Origin of the sequence: Glaciecola sp. 33A (assembly GCF_002836745.1) — a bacterium.
Taxonomy (GTDB): Bacteria; Pseudomonadota; Gammaproteobacteria; order Enterobacterales; family Alteromonadaceae; genus Glaciecola.
In genome coordinates, this window is the sequence record NZ_PJAR01000036.1 from 110,680 (window position 1) to 127,201 (window position 16,522).

At 40.4% G+C, this 16,522-nt stretch carries 15 protein-coding genes, 1 other RNA gene and 1 pseudogene; 8 read left to right on the plus strand and 9 right to left on the minus strand.

The window, feature by feature from the left end; genetic code table 11:
• Window positions 1–2 precede the first annotated feature (2 nt).
• Entirely contained in the window at window positions 3–815 is an 813-nt protein-coding gene (locus tag CXF81_RS07685) for a pyruvate, water dikinase regulatory protein (RefSeq protein WP_101180784.1), read from the plus strand.
• Between the two features lie 74 nt (window positions 816–889).
• On the opposite strand, the gene CXF81_RS07690 is transcribed toward CXF81_RS07685, so the two are convergent.
• Both CXF81_RS07690 and CXF81_RS07695 read right to left on the minus strand, forming a co-directional pair.
• Window positions 890–1,249 (minus strand): RnfH family protein, encoded by a 360-nt coding sequence (locus CXF81_RS07690; RefSeq protein ID WP_101180785.1) that lies wholly within the window; start codon window positions 1,247–1,249, stop codon window positions 890–892.
• Window positions 1,249–1,680, minus strand: coding sequence for a type II toxin-antitoxin system RatA family toxin (locus tag CXF81_RS07695; protein WP_101180786.1), 432 nt, complete (start codon window positions 1,678–1,680; stop codon window positions 1,249–1,251). Before CXF81_RS07695 ends, CXF81_RS07690 begins: the two co-directional genes overlap by 1 nt.
• A 118-nt stretch (window positions 1,681–1,798) precedes the next feature.
• Between CXF81_RS07695 and smpB the strand changes: the two genes are divergently transcribed.
• The gene (gene smpB, locus CXF81_RS07700) at window positions 1,799–2,269 is read left to right on the plus strand and encodes an SsrA-binding protein SmpB (RefSeq protein WP_101180787.1); all 471 of its coding nucleotides are present in this window, start codon (window positions 1,799–1,801) and stop codon (window positions 2,267–2,269) included.
• A gap of 83 nt (window positions 2,270–2,352) precedes the next feature.
• On the opposite strand, the gene CXF81_RS07705 is transcribed toward smpB, so the two are convergent.
• A complete protein-coding gene (locus CXF81_RS07705; protein ID WP_101180788.1) occupies window positions 2,353–3,576 on the minus strand; it encodes an NADH:flavin oxidoreductase/NADH oxidase family protein in 1,224 nt (407 codons plus the stop codon).
• A 188-nt stretch (window positions 3,577–3,764) separates the two neighbouring features.
• Here CXF81_RS07705 and ssrA point away from each other — a divergent pair.
• Window positions 3,765–4,122, plus strand: a transfer-messenger RNA (tmRNA) gene (ssrA, locus tag CXF81_RS07710).
• 68 nt (window positions 4,123–4,190) lie between these two features.
• Here ssrA and CXF81_RS07715 read toward each other — a convergent pair.
• On the minus strand, window positions 4,191–5,804 hold the full coding sequence (locus CXF81_RS07715; RefSeq protein WP_101180789.1) for an ATP-binding protein: 1,614 nt from the start codon (window positions 5,802–5,804) through the stop codon (window positions 4,191–4,193).
• A gap of 287 nt (window positions 5,805–6,091) precedes the next feature.
• Between CXF81_RS07715 and CXF81_RS07720 the strand changes: the two genes are divergently transcribed.
• From CXF81_RS07720 to CXF81_RS07735, 4 genes and pseudogenes are all read left to right on the plus strand, one after another.
• Complete coding sequence (locus CXF81_RS07720) at window positions 6,092–6,271, plus strand: hypothetical protein (RefSeq protein WP_101180790.1); 180 nt, start codon at window positions 6,092–6,094, stop codon at window positions 6,269–6,271.
• Window positions 6,229–6,616, plus strand: a pseudogene (locus CXF81_RS20280) (signal peptide prediction); the annotation flags it as partial. The gene CXF81_RS07720 and the pseudogene CXF81_RS20280, both read left to right, overlap by 43 nt.
• A 24-nt stretch (window positions 6,617–6,640) precedes the next feature.
• Window positions 6,641–6,964: a hypothetical protein gene (locus tag CXF81_RS07730; RefSeq protein ID WP_101180791.1), complete on the plus strand. Its 324-nt coding sequence runs from the start codon at window positions 6,641–6,643 to the stop codon at window positions 6,962–6,964.
• Complete coding sequence (locus tag CXF81_RS07735; RefSeq protein ID WP_157825521.1) at window positions 6,942–8,381, plus strand: response regulator; 1,440 nt, start codon at window positions 6,942–6,944, stop codon at window positions 8,379–8,381. The genes CXF81_RS07730 and CXF81_RS07735 overlap by 23 nt, the downstream gene beginning before the upstream one ends.
• An 85-nt stretch (window positions 8,382–8,466) precedes the next feature.
• Here CXF81_RS07735 and CXF81_RS07740 read toward each other — a convergent pair whose 3' ends face one another.
• On the minus strand, window positions 8,467–10,830 hold the full coding sequence (locus tag CXF81_RS07740) for a bifunctional diguanylate cyclase/phosphodiesterase (protein ID WP_232771839.1): 2,364 nt from the start codon (window positions 10,828–10,830) through the stop codon (window positions 8,467–8,469).
• A 209-nt stretch (window positions 10,831–11,039) separates the two neighbouring features.
• Here CXF81_RS07740 and CXF81_RS07745 point away from each other — a divergent pair, with 209 nt between their 5' ends.
• Window positions 11,040–11,846 (plus strand): hypothetical protein, encoded by an 807-nt coding sequence (locus CXF81_RS07745; protein WP_157825522.1) that lies wholly within the window; start codon window positions 11,040–11,042, stop codon window positions 11,844–11,846.
• Window positions 11,847–11,994: 148 nt separating this feature from the next.
• Here the strand turns inward: CXF81_RS07745 and rpsO are convergent, their stop codons facing one another.
• The 4 genes from rpsO to infB all read right to left on the minus strand — a co-directional run bounded on the left by rpsO (window position 11,995) and on the right by infB (window position 16,502).
• A complete protein-coding gene (gene rpsO, locus CXF81_RS07750) occupies window positions 11,995–12,264 on the minus strand; it encodes a 30S ribosomal protein S15 (RefSeq protein ID WP_101180795.1) in 270 nt (89 codons plus the stop codon).
• Between the two features lie 115 nt (window positions 12,265–12,379).
• Entirely contained in the window at window positions 12,380–13,342 is a 963-nt protein-coding gene (truB, locus tag CXF81_RS07755; protein ID WP_101180796.1) for a tRNA pseudouridine(55) synthase TruB, read from the minus strand.
• Window positions 13,343–13,357: 15 nt separating this feature from the next.
• Window positions 13,358–13,753 carry a 30S ribosome-binding factor RbfA gene (gene rbfA, locus CXF81_RS07760; protein ID WP_101180797.1) on the minus strand — a complete coding sequence of 132 codons (396 nt, stop codon included), beginning with the start codon at window positions 13,751–13,753 and terminating at the stop codon, window positions 13,358–13,360.
• Window positions 13,754–13,892: 139 nt separating this feature from the next.
• Complete coding sequence (gene infB, locus CXF81_RS07765; protein WP_101180798.1) at window positions 13,893–16,502, minus strand: translation initiation factor IF-2; 2,610 nt, start codon at window positions 16,500–16,502, stop codon at window positions 13,893–13,895.
• Window positions 16,503–16,522 lie beyond the last annotated feature (20 nt).

Sequence of the window (16,522 nt, forward strand, 5' to 3'; positions counted from 1 at the left end):
TTGTGCGAGCTGCTTTTTATATATCCGACGGCACGGCCATTACTGCAGAGGTTTTCGGACATGCTTTGTTATCATTATTCCCTGTTGAGTTTCAGCATATTACAATCCCTTTTGTTGAAACAGAACAACATGCTAAAATAGTGCTCGAACAAATCAAAGCGCATTTTGAAAAAAGCGGACAGCGACCATTGGTATTTTATACCATGGTGAATTTTGAAATTCGCAAATTAATGAGTGAATCAGTTGGCATTAATTATAACTTTCTTGACCAATTCGTAGCCCCTCTCGAAAAAGTCATTGGCGTTCCGTCCAAACCTGAAAAACACCGCACCCATAGCATTCATGAAAAAACCTACGATATACGAATTGCAGCAGTTAACTACGCCCTTGCAAACGACGATGGTTCAAACCTAAAAGACTATCATGAAGCTGACATTATCTTAGTTGGGGTTTCACGCTCAGGTAAAACGCCAACCAGTTTATATTTAGCCCTTCAATATGGTATTAAAGCAGCCAATTATCCATTTACGGAAGACGATATGGGCGATATTTTGATATTACCACCGTCACTAAAGGGGTTTCAAAAGAAGTTATTCGGGCTCACTATTGATGCCGATAGATTGCATCAAATTCGCTCCGAGCGAAGAGCCAACAGCCGCTATGCATCCATGCAACAGTGCAGAATGGAGTTGCGTGAAGTTGAAAATTTATATCGAAAAGAAAAGATCCCTTACTTAAACAGTACTAAATTTTCAATCGAAGAAATATCAGCTAAAATACTCGCTAAGACGGGCCTGCAAAGAAGAAAATACTGAGGGTACCTGGTTCTTTTATGGTGTTGTTGCACCACTTGGAGAATTATATTTAAACGTGATTAGCAAGCTGGGTGCTATTCACTATTTTTTACTTTGTTGGTTTTCATTGGATTAAGTCGACCACCCGTGACTTTATCAGCACGCCCTTCTTCTTTTGCCTTCTCAGCACGGCGTTTTCGAACTTCTTTGGGATCAGCTACCATGGGACGGTAAATTTCAACACGGTCACCTTCAAGCAAGGTATCGGTGGGCTTGCACGTGCGATTCCATATGCCGACTTTGTTTTCGTTTAAATCAATTTCGGTATAAATTCGTTTGATCCCTGACGCTTCAATTGCTTGTAAAACCGTGCTATTTGCCGCGACTTTTAGCGTTAGCAAGGTCTGTTTGTGTGGCAGGCCATAAACAACTTCAATATTAATAGCGCTGGACATTACTTGTACACCTGCTTTGCTCTCTTACCAAATGCACTGACCATATTGTTTGCCAATGCATTGAATATTTTACCAAAAGCAATTTCCATTAGCTTGCTGGAAAAAACAAAGTGAAGATTAAGTTCAATTTTGCACGCTTCATCAGACAAAGGCGTAAATCGCCAACCACCCGAAAGTGATTTGAATGGGCCATCGGACAGGTCCATCTCAATGGCGGTATCTTTAATTAGTGTGTTTGATGTGGTCAGCGTTTGCTTTACACCCGCTTTGGAGAGCACAAGTGAGGCAAGCATGTAATTTTCACTACTTTCTATTACTTCACTTTTTACACACCCTGGTAAAAAACGTTGGTACTTTTCAACATCGTTGACTAAGTCATACATTTGGCTTGCACTATAAGCCACTAATGCATTTCTTTTAATACTCGGCATTAATAAAAAACAACCTCAGGTTACAATACATACTATTCTATCACGATAGTTGTAATTTTCGTGACGAAAAATAAAGGACATAAAGACAAAGCAATCAAGTCTACGTATAATACCTACTATGAAAAAATCCAAAAACAACAACGACACCATTGCACTGAACAGAAAAGCTCGCCACGAATATTATTTTATTGATAAATTCGAGGCCGGTATGCAATTACAGGGCTGGGAAATTAAAGCAATACGAGCCGGTAAGGCGAATATTACCGATAGCTACGTTTTTATTAAAGACGGTGAAGCTTATGTAAGTAATATTAATATTATGCCTTTAAATCAGGCCTCGACACATGTGATTAGTGAACCTACCCGTATACGCAAACTATTGTTAAAAAAACGCGAAATAGAAGAGCTTATGGGAGGACTTGACAGACAAGGTCTAACCATTGTTGCAACGGCGATGTACTGGAAAGCTTGCTGGGTCAAGCTGGAAATTCAGCTAGCCAAAGGTAAGCAGGAACACGATAAACGCGACACTGTTAAGGACAGAGATTGGGCACGTCAAAAAGAACGTATGATGAAACACAGTGCTTAATAAATAAGGTATTAACCCTGCAAATAAAACAGGGTTAATCCGATTAAATTAAGAGATCGTCAGCCGTATGCCAATATTCAATATTAATCTATGTACTGTTTTCTGTACCTTTTTGTCAGTTTAGCCGCTCTTATTTGGTCCATAATCAAGGTGACCAACGGTGATGCGTTTACGGTTGGCTTATCGCCCTTTCCTAACCGTCTTAGTTGACGTTTGACGAGTGCCATATTCGCTAATCCACTGAGTGTTTTATCTTTCCACGCAGTTGCGGGAATATAACCCGAGGTATCTTGGTCGACCACCCATTGGTTAATCAATGCCGGATTGAAGGCCAATGCCGAGGCAATGCCTACGAGATCGATATTAGCTGCCAATACTTCATTGGCAACAGTGAGCCGTTTAATGCCCCCGGTCGTCATTACTGGAATACTGCTGTGCTGCGCAATCTGTTTAGCAAAGGTTAGAAAATAAGCTTCTCGGGCAAGGGTTCTCTCATCTCCACTTTTCCCCTGCATGGCTGGGGCTTCGTATGAGCCACCCGACAATTCTATAAAATCCATTCCCATTGCGTTCAGGGTTTTAACGACTTCAATGGCATCGGCAACATCAAAACCGCCGCGTTGAAAATCAGCAGAGTTGAGCTTAACCGAAACAATAAACTGTTTACCGCAGGTCTTTTTTACCTGACTAATAATCTCATATAGTAGTTTGGCTCGGTCTTGCAGCTCACCGCCCCACTGGTCTTTTCTGACGTTGGTTAACGGCGATAAAAATTGGCTTACCAGATAACCATGGGCAGCGTGAATTTCAACACCATCAAAACCAGCTTCCTCAGCTCGCTTTGCGGTAATAACAAAGCGCGCAATAACATCATCAATTTCCCCTTCGGACATTGCCTTAGGTTGCGAAAACAAACCACTGTGTTTACCCAAATTTAACGCAATATCAGAGGGTGAAAGCACTTTTCCACCCATCTTTTTGAATACCTGACGGCCCGGATGATTAATTTGCATTATTACGATTGTGTTGTTCTGCTTAGCTATTTCAGCCCAATCTCGAAACGGCTCAATGGGTGTATCAGCCTCAAGTACAACACCGCCAGGACCTGTCATTGCCATTTTGTCGACCATTACATTGCCGGTAATGATCATACCTACACCACCTTTAGCCCAAGCCGCGTATAAGTTTTTCAGCGCAATTCCCGGTAACTGATGGTCTTGCGCCATATTTTCTTCCATGGCGGCTTTTACAAAACGGTTTTTTATTTCTATTCCATTTGGAAGAACAAGTGGCGTGAAAGCTGTCATGGCAAGTGGGGTCTGTATAATCTATTGTGTTATATAGAATGACATCTTAGGCTGACATTTCAAGTCACCTCCTTGAATAGTTTGCTATAAACCGTTGAATAGTTGCCGGTTTATTGTTCTAACAGATCAAAATCAATGAAATATTACTGTCCCGCTAATGTAAGCGTGCTATAATCCATACTTATCTCGGGGCTGCTCTGGATTCGACAGGATTCAATGATGCTGGAGGTGCATGCAGAGGTGCGGCTGGCCTCTTAAAAAAGCCGCAAAAAAATAGTCGCAAACGACGAAAACTACGCACTAGCAGCTTAATACCCTGCATAGGCCCTTCCACTCAAGTTCTTTTCACTAACTGAGGTACGGAAGGTCATACTAGTGAAATAGCGAGGGATACTTGTCTAAGGTTGAACCGCGAAATAGTATTAGGCCAGTCCGAAGGAACCCTGTTTGTCGGGGTCCATAGGATTAAATAAATGACAAACTAAGCATGTAGTACCAAAGGTTGACGCTTTCTGGACGCGGGTTCAATTCCCGCCAGCTCCACCAATTCAAAAAAGACGCTTTTAAGCGTCTTTTTTTATGTTCGAACTAAATATGAGCTAGAGTGAATCAACCTATTTCATTGGACAGTGTTCGTTAAGAACGTAAAATAACACACCTATATTAAAAGGCTTAGTTACAACATCGTTAATACCACAGGCAATTACCTTTGGGTTTTGCTTAGCAAAAACATCGGCGGTCAAAGCAATTATTTTTTGCTGAGGGTTTGATTCTTTTATCTCACTGCTTGCTGTAAAACCGTCAAAATCGGGCAAATGTAGATCCATAAAAATAACGTCATATGTATGCTTACGTGCAAGCATAACAGCACTCTCACCATTATGAGCAATATCAATATTTAGCTTTATTGAGCTGAAAATAGCTTTAGTGACTTCTTGATTAATATCGTTATCTTCTACGACTAATATTTTTATATTTGGATCAAACAATGCTACCAATGGTTCTGCATTCCCGGATTTTTCATCCATATTATTGCTATTCAAAGGAATATTTACTTTTACCAATGTACCTTTATTTAACTTGCTCAATAGTTTTATATTGCCATGCATGAGCTCTACTAGATTCTTAGTAATCATTAAACCAAGGCCAGCGCCCTCTGTAGTGTTATTGTCGCCTACTCGTTGAAATTTATTAAACAATAAAGGTATATCTTTTTCAGATATGCCAATTCCATTGTCTTTTACTGCTATAACGAGTTTGCTTTTGTTGACGACTATATCTATAAATATTGACTGTTTTGCTGTTGAAAATTTAATACTGTTACTAATTAAATTCAACATAATTTGACTCAAGCGCAGATCATCAATCTTAATACGATTAATGTCGTTTAAAGTCAGGTTAAAATTAACATCAAGGCCCTTCTCCTTGGCTAACGAACAGGTAACACCTTGTATATTAAAAAAGAAATCTTTTAAATTGGTTATTCTCTCGTAAAGCTCAAAACTGCCTTCCTCAATTTTACTAATGTCGAGGATTGAATCAACTAGTTTTAATAATTGCTTACCACTGAAATCGATATGTTGTAGATAAGTTGTATTTTGTTTTGAGAGGTATGACTCATTATCTGCCAGCATTAATTGACTTAGGCTTACAATGGAATGAAGAGGAGTGCGCAATTCATGACTTAATCTGGATAGAAATTCAGTTGTTCTTTGATTGGCTTTTTTTAATTGAATCACCTTTAGACGCAGTTCCAATTGAGAAATAACTTCCCTACTAAGAATTTCCATTGCTTTACGTTGATGAACATTCAGCTTCTTGGGTTTATCACTAATGACGCAAATAGTGCCTATGGCATGGCCATCTGGAGTTATCAGTGGTGCGCCAGCATAAAACCGAATATTTGGATCTGAAGTGACTAATGGATTATTTTTAAAGCGCTCATCATGAAACGTATCGTTTACTTCAAATACCTTTTCTTGGTTAATTGCATGAGTGCAAAAAGCAATGTCTCTGGACGTTTCTTCTGCGTCCAAACCTACTTTCGACTTAAACCACTGCCTGTCTGGATCTATCAAACTAATTAATGCGATTGGAGTGTCACAGATCTCTGACGCCAATTGTGTCAACTCATCAAATGCACTTTCATTTTCGGTATCCAATATTTCATACCTATACAAGGCATCTAAACGGTTCATTTCATCTGGTGGTATGGCGGCAATAGTCATTGTTCGATTACTTTCCGTTTAAATACAACTGCAGAAGGAGGCATAAAACGTTAAAAATTTATTCTTGCATGATTAAAAAAGTTCGATATCAGTGCTCATGAAGAAAGACATTACATATAGGCATTGTTATTATATTAAAAAAACTTAAAGTAATAAAAAACCTTATAACTTCGCTCAATAAATATGCACTATCATGCGAATTAAGTCAATTAAAGCATGCTAGCTTGCTCTGCATTTACATTCTGTAGTCATCTTCAAATTGAGTTTTATAGCCAATAAGAGGTCTTATGAATAGCAACGTAGATGAGCAACGCCGACACATTCTCAAATCTGCAGCCCTAGTTAGTGCCGCAACAGTTCTTCCTTTTTCAAGCTTCGCGATCGGCAAATCACGACCACAACTTCGGATATTAGGCACTCATGTTTTGCAGCTCCTAAAGAAGGATATAGAGGCTGGCATGGCGTAATGTGCCTATCTTCGCAAGTGAAAAAATGCCGGGAAGGGCTTGCATATCAGTACATGAACTGGTGGCTATCTGGCTGGGCAGGCCCGTTTATTGCACGTCAAGGTTACTATATCTCCAACCCGAACAGGTCGAAACCGTTTCTTACGGCGGGCGAATATGACTACTGGTACAAAAGCAAAATAGCACCTCGCGATTTAACCGGCACTGATGGCAAAGTCTCGGTAAAAAAAGGACCGGTCCGGCGGAAGTTATGAACAAAGATTTGAAAACGTTGCAGTGTGAAACACAGTTATGCCTACCTACGATTACAGTTTGGAAAAGTGGTATGACTTTCTTAGTTCCTAGCCCCTAGCAAAATGAAGAAATAATATGAGACTTTCTTTAAAAGCCCAAGTGACATTATTTTTGTTAATGTTTATATTAATTTTACTGAGCCAAGTATTGTTTGCAAAACTCAACCAAGGTCAGTTAATTGGAGCATTTTCTAATTATCAAGAAATCATTACCGAAGAAAAGCTAGTCCGCGAATTAGAAAGAGATATTTTAGACTTACAACGACAGGTCCTAATATTTAAAGATACCGGAAGTGATTCCGCAGTGAAACGCTTTAATACTTTGTTTGTAGGAGTCGAAAGTAGACTGAATAAAATTCAACTTGGTGGTAGATATCTTGCTGCAACGCCCCCTTTCTAAAGAAGTTCGAGATAACTTACAAAAAGTCGCGTATTCAAGTCAGATATTACTGAATGTCATCAATGATATTTTGGACTTCTCAAAAATTGAGGCCGGTAAACTCGAAATCGATAACGCGTCATTTTGTCTGACCCAACTGTTTGATAGTCTCACTGCATTTTCAGTATCGCCAGCAACAGAGAAAAAACTCAATGTAGAGATATTGATTGAACCCACCCTGCCTATCCAGGCTATTGGTGATCCACTGCGCATTTCACAAGTGATTTTAAATTTAACCAATAACGCGATCAAGTTTACTCATTCAGGCACGATATCTATATCTTTTTTAAGGAAAGAAAGTACAGAGTTAGGGATCTGCTTTTTGGAGGTGCAAATAAAGGACACAGGTGTTGGTATAGAGGAAAGTAGGCTCACATCGATATTTACGCCATTTACACAAGGTGACAATTCGATAAGTCGAAAGTATGGCGGAACGGGTCTCGGTCTTTCTATCGTTAAGCAATTAACTTCTTTAATGCATGGCGAAGTAAAAGCAACTTCGACACTCGGTTTAGGCTGCACCTTCACTTGCTCATTCAAACTTATTCAAGAGGGCAGTGATACATTTTGTACTACCTTAACAGGAATTAAAAAGTCGCTAGTTTTTGTGTCTGAAGGTTCTTCCCATTTCTTCTACCAAGAATACCTCAACATAATTGCGCCTACGTCGCTGTATAAGTCATACCAAGAGATTAATGCGATTGTTGATCGCGAGGAAACTGTCTTTATATTTGATATTGATGATTTTGCACGCGCGCACTCTCTAAATTCAATGTTTACACGTTTGCATGAACGCAATATCACCTTTGGCTGCATAACAAAAACCTACCCATCGGGGTTAGCTAAGGAACTACAAGAAAAATGGGGTTGCCCGGTGCTAACTCATCCTTTTTCATTTAACGACATTAATCACTTTGTTTCAATTTTGAATGGTCATACCAATATTGATAATAAACCAAGCCTGCTTTTACAAGAACAATCTGCTACTCCAAAAATAAGCAAATTCAAGGGACACATACTGTTAGTTGAAGATAACGCGATCAATCAAATGTTAATGGGTGAAATGATAAAAAGTTTAGGACTGACCTACGACATTGCTAATAATGGTAAGGAAGCTATTGAGAAAGTGAAAGCATACGAAGCATATGACTTGGTGTTAATGGATGTTCAAATGCCTGTTTTAGATGGTATAGAGGCAACCAAGCTTATAAGGCAAAGCGGTAATACAAGCGTACCCATAATTGGTGTATCTGCACATGCAATGCAGGAGGATCATGACATCGCTTTTAAAAGTGGCATGAACGATTACTTAACCAAACCAATCAGGCGCATAACGCTAGCAAATGCTATCCGAACGATATTGAGAGCAGCGAACTGAGGGTAAATTGATTAACTGATTGAGGGACTAACTATCTAAGCAGGCAGTCAGTGGTTCGGCAAACAGACTGCATTGGGCACTCGTATTACGTCTGTGATACCATTGTTACTTTGTCTTTGGAGGTTAAATACTTTTCAATAAATTCGTCAGGTAAAATCGGGCGACTGAAGTAGTACCCTTGCAACAACATACTGCCATTTTCTTTCAGCCACTCTACTTGCTCCTTTGTTTCAACGCCTTCAGCAACAGTAACAATACCTAAATTGACCGCCAGTTGGAGAATTGCCTTAACTAGGTTTTCATCCTGTTTATCAACATTAATGTCATTAATAAAAGACTGATCAATTTTTAATTTATCAACTGGTAAATCTTTTAAATGGCTAAGTGAACTATACCCAGTACCAAAATCGTCCAGACTAAAACTAATACCAATTTGTTTTAATTCATTTATTTTATTGATGGTGTCTTTTAGGTTATCTAAGGCGACACTCTCGGTAATTTCAAATTCAAGATAGTGTCCAGCAATTTGATATTTTCTCAACACATTGGTTACTTTGTCAATAAAATCAGCCTCCGACAACTGCTTTCCACTGATGTTGACAGCGATTTTAAACGAAGCAGTTAACAGTCCTCGCTGTTTCAATTGCACTAAGAATTCGCATACCTTTGTCAGCATTTTATCACCAACCTCAATAATCATCGCGCTTTCTTCAAGAAATGGAATAAACTCATTGGGTGCAACAATTGTATCATCGCGTTGCCAGCGGATAAGTGCCTCTGCTGAGGTCACTTCCATGGTTACAGAGGATATGAGCGGCTGCAGGACAAAAAAGAATTCGTCTTTAAAAATTGCGTTACTGATATCACGTTCTAATTTAAGTAATTCAGCCGCTTCAGTTGCCATTTTATCAATAAATAATGTTGAGCAATTGCGCCCCGATTTTTTAGATTCGTACATAGCAGTATCTGCATACTGAAGGATTTCATCCGCTGTTTCAAAACCATGTTTGAACACAACTACGCCTAAACTTGCGGATAAATTATAGCGATGCGAACCAATATCGATTTCTCGATTGATACATCTTCTTAGTTTTTCAGCAAGTTCAACCGCCGTTGTATTTGCAATCTCTCGATTATTAGACAGCTGCTCGCTGTGCAGCAGAAACTCGTCAGCACCTAAGCGAGCAACAAAACCAATATCCTTAAATTCGATTGTTAGGCGCTCAGCTAGTTTCACTATAAGTTGGTCACCTACACTGTGGCTCAAGGTGTCATTAATTCGTTTAAATTGGTCTAAGTCTGCCAATATGGCAACTTGATATTGACTGTTTGCGATCGCAACTTCTTGCGAGTTTAACTTTTCATATACTTTGTTGCGGTTTGGTAAATTTGTAAGTGAATCACAATAAGCTAAGTTTTCAATTTTTTCTTCGGCTTCAACGCGTTTCGTAACATCATTCCCCACAACCAAAATACTTTGTCCATCGTAGGTATGAAATTTCACGAATGACATTTCCATTACACATTTCACTTTTTGAGAATCGTAGGCCTCAAACACTTTATTCATCTGTCGAGAATTGTTGTCTAAGAACGTGTTCAAAACTTCCATTAACGCTGAGTCAACAGGCTCAATAATTTCAGAAGCCAGCTTTCCTTTCAAATCAAATATTGAGTAGCCATAGAATAACGCTGTCGCTTTATTGGCGAAGACGAATTTTCCTTCATTGTCCAATGAATAAATAATTGCTGGAGCAGTATCCAGTATAAGTCGAAAGCGCTGACTGCGTTGAGTGAGGAGAATTTGCGCTGATGCTATTCGACCTAATAAATCATTAGCTGAATCAATAATTTTACTAAATTCATCCGATCCGTGGCCTTTAAGCTTGCTGATGGATTGCTCAGTAAAAGAAGCCGTATTCACTGTTTCGAAGCGACTCGCTAAACGCATAAGCGGAGCAGCTAAACTCAAATGATAGAGCAAGCCCAATGCAAACGATATAACGATATAGCCAGCAAGCGAGATAATAAAAGTGACCACCGCGCGGTCATATACATCACTAAGTGACGAATGAATATTAATTCGGATCCGCATTTGCCCTGTTCCCAATAGCAACTCACTACCGTTCACCGAAGACAGTTCAGAAATAGTTAAGGGTACAACATATTCTCGAATATTTGGGACTGAGAAAAAGGAGAGAACCTTGTTGGATTGCTCTAGCTGCTTTTTATGTGACTCGGCTAAAACATTATCACTTTCATCTAAGATAGCGACATATGAAAAGTGATTAAAATAGGTTAAGCCTTTAATAACTAAAGCGGCTAAATCATTGTCTAGCTTCCAAACGGCGTTTTTAGCAGAATCCTTTGATGCATCGATGATTGATTCAATCGAGGAATTGACTTCGGCCCGTCGATTCTTAAAGTCGATATAGGTTTGTAAAAAGGACATCACTAATCCTAGCATTAATACCAAGATCAGCGTTCGCACACCTAAAGTAAACGATATTTTACTGGTCAACTTCATATAGTAATTCGACGTTTTAAGAACTCGGCATGCAATATATGTCATTGTAGTATAGGTGTCCATACTAGTAAGTCATGTTTACGACACGAAAAGCATACCTATAAATCCGTGGATCTACATCAAAACGGTGAAATTTGAATAAATTTAAACATGAATATTTTGACGTTTTGATCTACCATACCAGCAGAGGATTAACACGAGAAGAAAGCATAGATATGTCACAAAATGATAAAGATTTTGCGCCCATTAACATAGAAGTAGACGAGCGTCGTCCAGCAGGTAAAGCCACCTTAGAGCCACCAGTATCTCATTCAATAGCAAGTGGTTCACATCTATTTACATCAATTGTATTCGCTGTCGCCATTGCCGCGTGTGCAGCGTGCGTTTATCTATATGCGCAGCTTGGACAAGCTAACATGATAGCGATTGATGCGGACAACAGACTGAAGTCACTTGAACAACGTTTATCTGCAACTGACGAAGAAATGGGTAACTCAACTGTCGCGCTTAGCGTTAAAGTCACTGAGTTATCCGAAAGGACTGAAGAATTATGGGGGCAAATGGATAAATTGTGGGCTTCAGCTTGGAGACGCAATCAAGAAGATATAAAGGCCTTAAATAATGACTTAGTAAGCACAAAAGGGAACCTTGGAACTGATATTAAAAGCATTCAAGTGAATTTAACAGACGCGACAACTAATGTTCAACAAATGTTGAGCCGCATAAACGGCTTAAATGAAAAACTCACTACTCAAGCCAACGATATGTTGGTAGTAAATGTTAATGCTGAGCAAGCAGGTGAAAAAGTAAGTGAACAGATGAAACAGCTAAGAGCCCTGAGCGATAAGGTTAGGAATGTAGAGGCAAAAAATTCAACACTGCTTGAAAAGATCGCGGATTTAGAGTCCCTACTACAAGAGATTGCCAAAAGAACAGTGTAAATAACGCCACTCAGAACAGCCTCTACGTAATCAAGTAGCGACGTTTATCGACGTCAATTGGTCATGATGGGACTGTATTTTACTCTTTATCAGACACAAAAAAAGCACCCGAGGGTGCTTTTTCTATATCTAACGTTAAACTATCGAATTAACGACGTATGCCTAAACGCTTAATAAGACTTTGGTAGCGCTCAACACTTTTACCTTTTAAGTAATCAAGTAATGTTCTACGCTGACTAACCATACGTAGCAAACCACGACGTGAATGGTGGTCTTTCTTATGCTGTTTAAAGTGGCTTTGAAGTTTGTTGATGTTATTACTTAACAAGGCAACTTGAACTTCTGGTGAACCTGTATCACCTTCTTTAACGCCGAAGTCGGATATGATTGTTGCGATTTCTTCTGTAGTTAGTGACATAGTTATCTCCAATATAGATAGATGGTTTAAACAACAGCATGCCGATCACTAATTCAGTCATGCCAAAAAGAGGGCGTATTATACCCGTGAAGCGATAATACACAAGTGCTTTAGCTTAGTTTTCGCCGAAATAGCTTTCTTTGTAAACAACCACTCGTTTGGGTTGCAGATTTCCAGCCATATCGACTTCTGCCATGCCATAAAAGCGTTTATCCGAGTCCCTATAAATTCTAACCAGATCGTTTATAGGAAATTGATTTTCTTCAAGGATCTCTTGTCCATGCAAAAAACGCTCAATGCTAGCGTCAGTGGCATTAAAAGCAGGAAGATTTGAGACTGCAGTATCTGTCGGTAATAACAAGGCATCCAATTTATCGAAAGTACGAAACTGCCTGTCTATTGATAAATCTTCAGACAGGGATTGCAATTCTTCAACAGTAATCATGTTTTTGCTCGGGTAGTCCGCCACTTTGGTACGACGAAGCATCGTAACATGCGCACCGCAACCCAGTGCTTGACCTAAATCATCTACCAAAGTGCGAATATATGTGCCCTTTGAACAGGCTATTTGCATGTCCAACTGGTTATTTTCGTAGCGCAGCACAACTAAGGAGTGAATAGTAATTTCACGAGCTTCGCGCTCAATAACGATACCTTGCCTAGCGTAAGAATATAACGGTTTACCTTTATGTTTAAGTGCTGAAAACATCGATGGTACTTGCTTAATTACCCCTCGAAACGCCTCTACAGCAGAATCAATTAGCTCCCGTGTAACTTTAACGGGCCTCGTTTCTACTACGTCGCCCTCTGAGTCTGAGGTATCGGTACGTTCACCTAGCTTTGCGGTCACTATATACGTTTTATCTGCATCTAACAGAAATTGAGAAAACTTAGTTGCCTCTCCTAAGCAGATAGGCAACATGCCTGTTGCAAGGGGGTCAAGCGCACCCGTATGACCCGCTTTCGCTGCCCCGTATAAGCGTTTGACTTGCTGTAAGATAAAATTAGATGACTCACCGGTGTACTTATCAACAAGAACGACGCCATTAATCGCCCTGCCTCTTTTTATTCTTGCCATGTTCTGCTTTTATCTCTACTCGTCTTCAGAGGCGTCTTTTGCCTTTGCTTCATCTTTAGCTCTGGCTTGATTGACCAAGGTAGAAATTCTGATCCCTTCAGTAATAGATTCATCTCTAAAGAAATGAACAGCAGGAACAGCCCGCATACGTATACGCTTGGCAAGCAAAGTACGGATAAATCCTTTTGCATCTTGCAGTCTAACGAGATCATCCTTTATTTTATCTTCATCATTATGGTAGAAAGTCACATAGATTTTAGCATGTGCAAGGTCTCGAGAAACTTCAACACTTGATATAGTGATCATACCTACTTCAGGTTCACGATGTTTAAATTCATTTTGTAAGATACTAGCAATCTCTTTATGAACTTGCTGACTTACTCTATCTGTCCGAGAAAATTCTCTCGCCATTTTATTCTCCTGATTTCAATTACACACACATTGCGCAATGAAAAAAACGGAGGCTAAAAGCCCCCGTATTTGGTTTCTCTACATTATTTATAACAATCAGCTACAAACACAATGCATGATTTTTTCGCTAAGCGGTCTTCTAGAGTTCTCTTTTGACTTCAACGACTTCGTATACTTCTATTTGGTCGCCAACTTTAACATCGTTATAGTTTTTAACACCGATACCACATTCGATACCTTTCTTAACCTCTTGAACATCATCTTTAAAGCGACGCAATGATTCAAGTCCGCCTTCATAAATAACCACGTTATCTCGAAGTACTCTGATTGGATTCGCCCGCTTAATGACACCTTCGGTGACCATACAACCGGCAATTGCGCCAATCTTCGGCGATTTAAATACATCACGTACTTCTGCAAGACCCATGATTTGCTGCTTGAATTCAGGCGCAAGCATTCCGCTCATCGCTTTTTTAACTTCATCAATCAGTTCATAAATAATGCTGTAGTAACGTAAATCTATTTCTTCAGCTTCAATGACACGGCGCGCAGAAGCGTCGGCACGAACGTTGAAACCAACCACGATGGCACTTGATGCCGCCGCTAAACTTGCGTCAGTCTCTGTGATACCACCTACGCCGCTACCCACGATGTTCACTTTAACTTCGTCGGTAGAAAGGTTAATTAAGCTTTCTGCAATGGCCTCAATTGAACCTTGAACATCGGCTTTGAGCACCACGTTCAATTCACTAACATCGCCGGATTCCATATTCGCAAACATATTCTCTAGCTTCGCTTTTTGTTGCTTAGCTAATTTAACTTCACGCTGTTTAGTGTGGCGTTTTGCAGCAACCTCTCGTGCTTTACGTTCATCTTGAACAACAAGCGCGTTCTCGCCAGCAATTGGCACACCAGATAGACCAAGAACTTCAACTGGAGTAGAAGGACCTGCAAGCTTTATTTCTTGTCCATGCTCATCACGCATCGCTCGAACACGACCGTATTCTTCACCGCACAATAAGATGTCGCCCGCCTTTAATTCACCTTCTTGGATAAGAACAGAAGCAACAGGGCCTCTACCTTTATCTAAGCGCGACTCAATAACAATACCGCGAGCAGGACCCGTTGCCACCGCTTTCAAATCAAGCAATTCAGCTTGCAATGAAATAGCTTCAAGTAATGAATCAATACCCATACCTGTTTTCGCTGAAACAGACACGAATTGATGCTCACCGCCCCACTCTTCAGAAATAACCTCGAGTTGTGACAACTCATTTCTTACTCTGTCAGGGTCTGCACCTTCTTTGTCCATCTTGTTAACGGCAATAATTAAAGGTACGCCAGCTGCACGAGCATGCTGAACCGCTTCTTTTGTCTGTGGCATGACACCATCGTCAGCCGCAACAACTAATATAACAATATCAGTTGCAACCGCGCCACGTGCACGCATTGCCGTAAAAGCGGCATGTCCTGGTGTATCCAAGAAAGTGATACGACCGTTATCGGTTGCGACACTGTAGGCACCAATATGCTGAGTGATACCGCCAGCTTCACTGTCAGCAACTTTCGCGCGTCGAATGTAATCAAGCAAGGACGTTTTACCATGGTCAACGTGACCCATAATAGTCACTACTGGCGCACGTGTATCTTTGTCACCTTGCGCTGAATCAGCAATCAACTCATCTTCAAGTGCATTGTCATTAACAAGCTCATATTTATGGCCCATTTCTTCAACCACTAATACGGCAGTATCTTGGTCGAGTATTTGATTGATTGTCGCCATCTCACCCATTTTCATCATCGCTTTGATGACTTCAGTGCCTTTCTTAGCCATGCGGCTAGCTAGTTCACCAACGGTAATGGTTTCGCCAATCTTAACAATCCTTTCAACCGGCTGTGCAGGCTTGTTAAAGCCGTGCTTAAGATCTTCACCCGCATTCTTCTTCGACTTCTTACGACGACGAGAAGTGCGTTCCACTTTCATATCTTGCTCATCTTCCGCTTCTTGTGCATAGCGGTTGGAATGAACGTGAACATCTTCAGCCTCTTGCTTCTTGCGACGAATTTCTTCTTCTTTCCAGCGCATATCATTTTCTTCTGCAAGTTTGCGCGCCTCTTCAGCTGCCTTCTTCGCATCTTCTTCAAGTTTGCGTTGAATCTCTTCTTCTTGCTGTTTTCTAATACGCTCTTCTTCCGAACGAGCTAAATCATGAGCTTTCTTTTCCTCTGGGGACATAGTTGGCTCATTCTTCTTGCGTTCTTCAGCTTCTTTCTTGGCTTTTTCAACTCTAGCTGCGCGCTCTACTTCTTGCACTTTGCGTGCTTCGGCTGCCTTCGCAATTTTCTCTTCAGCAGCTGCTTTGGCAGCATCTGCTGCGTTCTTCTCTGCTTCTAATTGAGCCAGTGCCGCAGTGGCAGCATTTGCCGCCTCTTCTTCGGCTAAACGCTGCTCTTCAGAGTCAGTACGTTTAACATAAGTGCGCTTTCTACGAACCTCAACTTTAACTGCTTTCGATTTGCCTAGGCTAATCGTGCTAGTCGTCTTGCGTTGAAGTGTCATTTTCCTAGGCCCTTCGACACCTGTACCACCATGAGATTTACTCAAGTGATCAAGCAATATTTTTTTCTCTTCCTCAGTAACAATTTCACCTGCGGCTTTTGTTACACCAGAATCTTTGAACTGCTGAACCAAACGATCAACGGTTGTGCCAATATCTGTGGCGAGTTTTTCTATGGATACTTCTGCCATATTCTTTACTATCCCCTGTT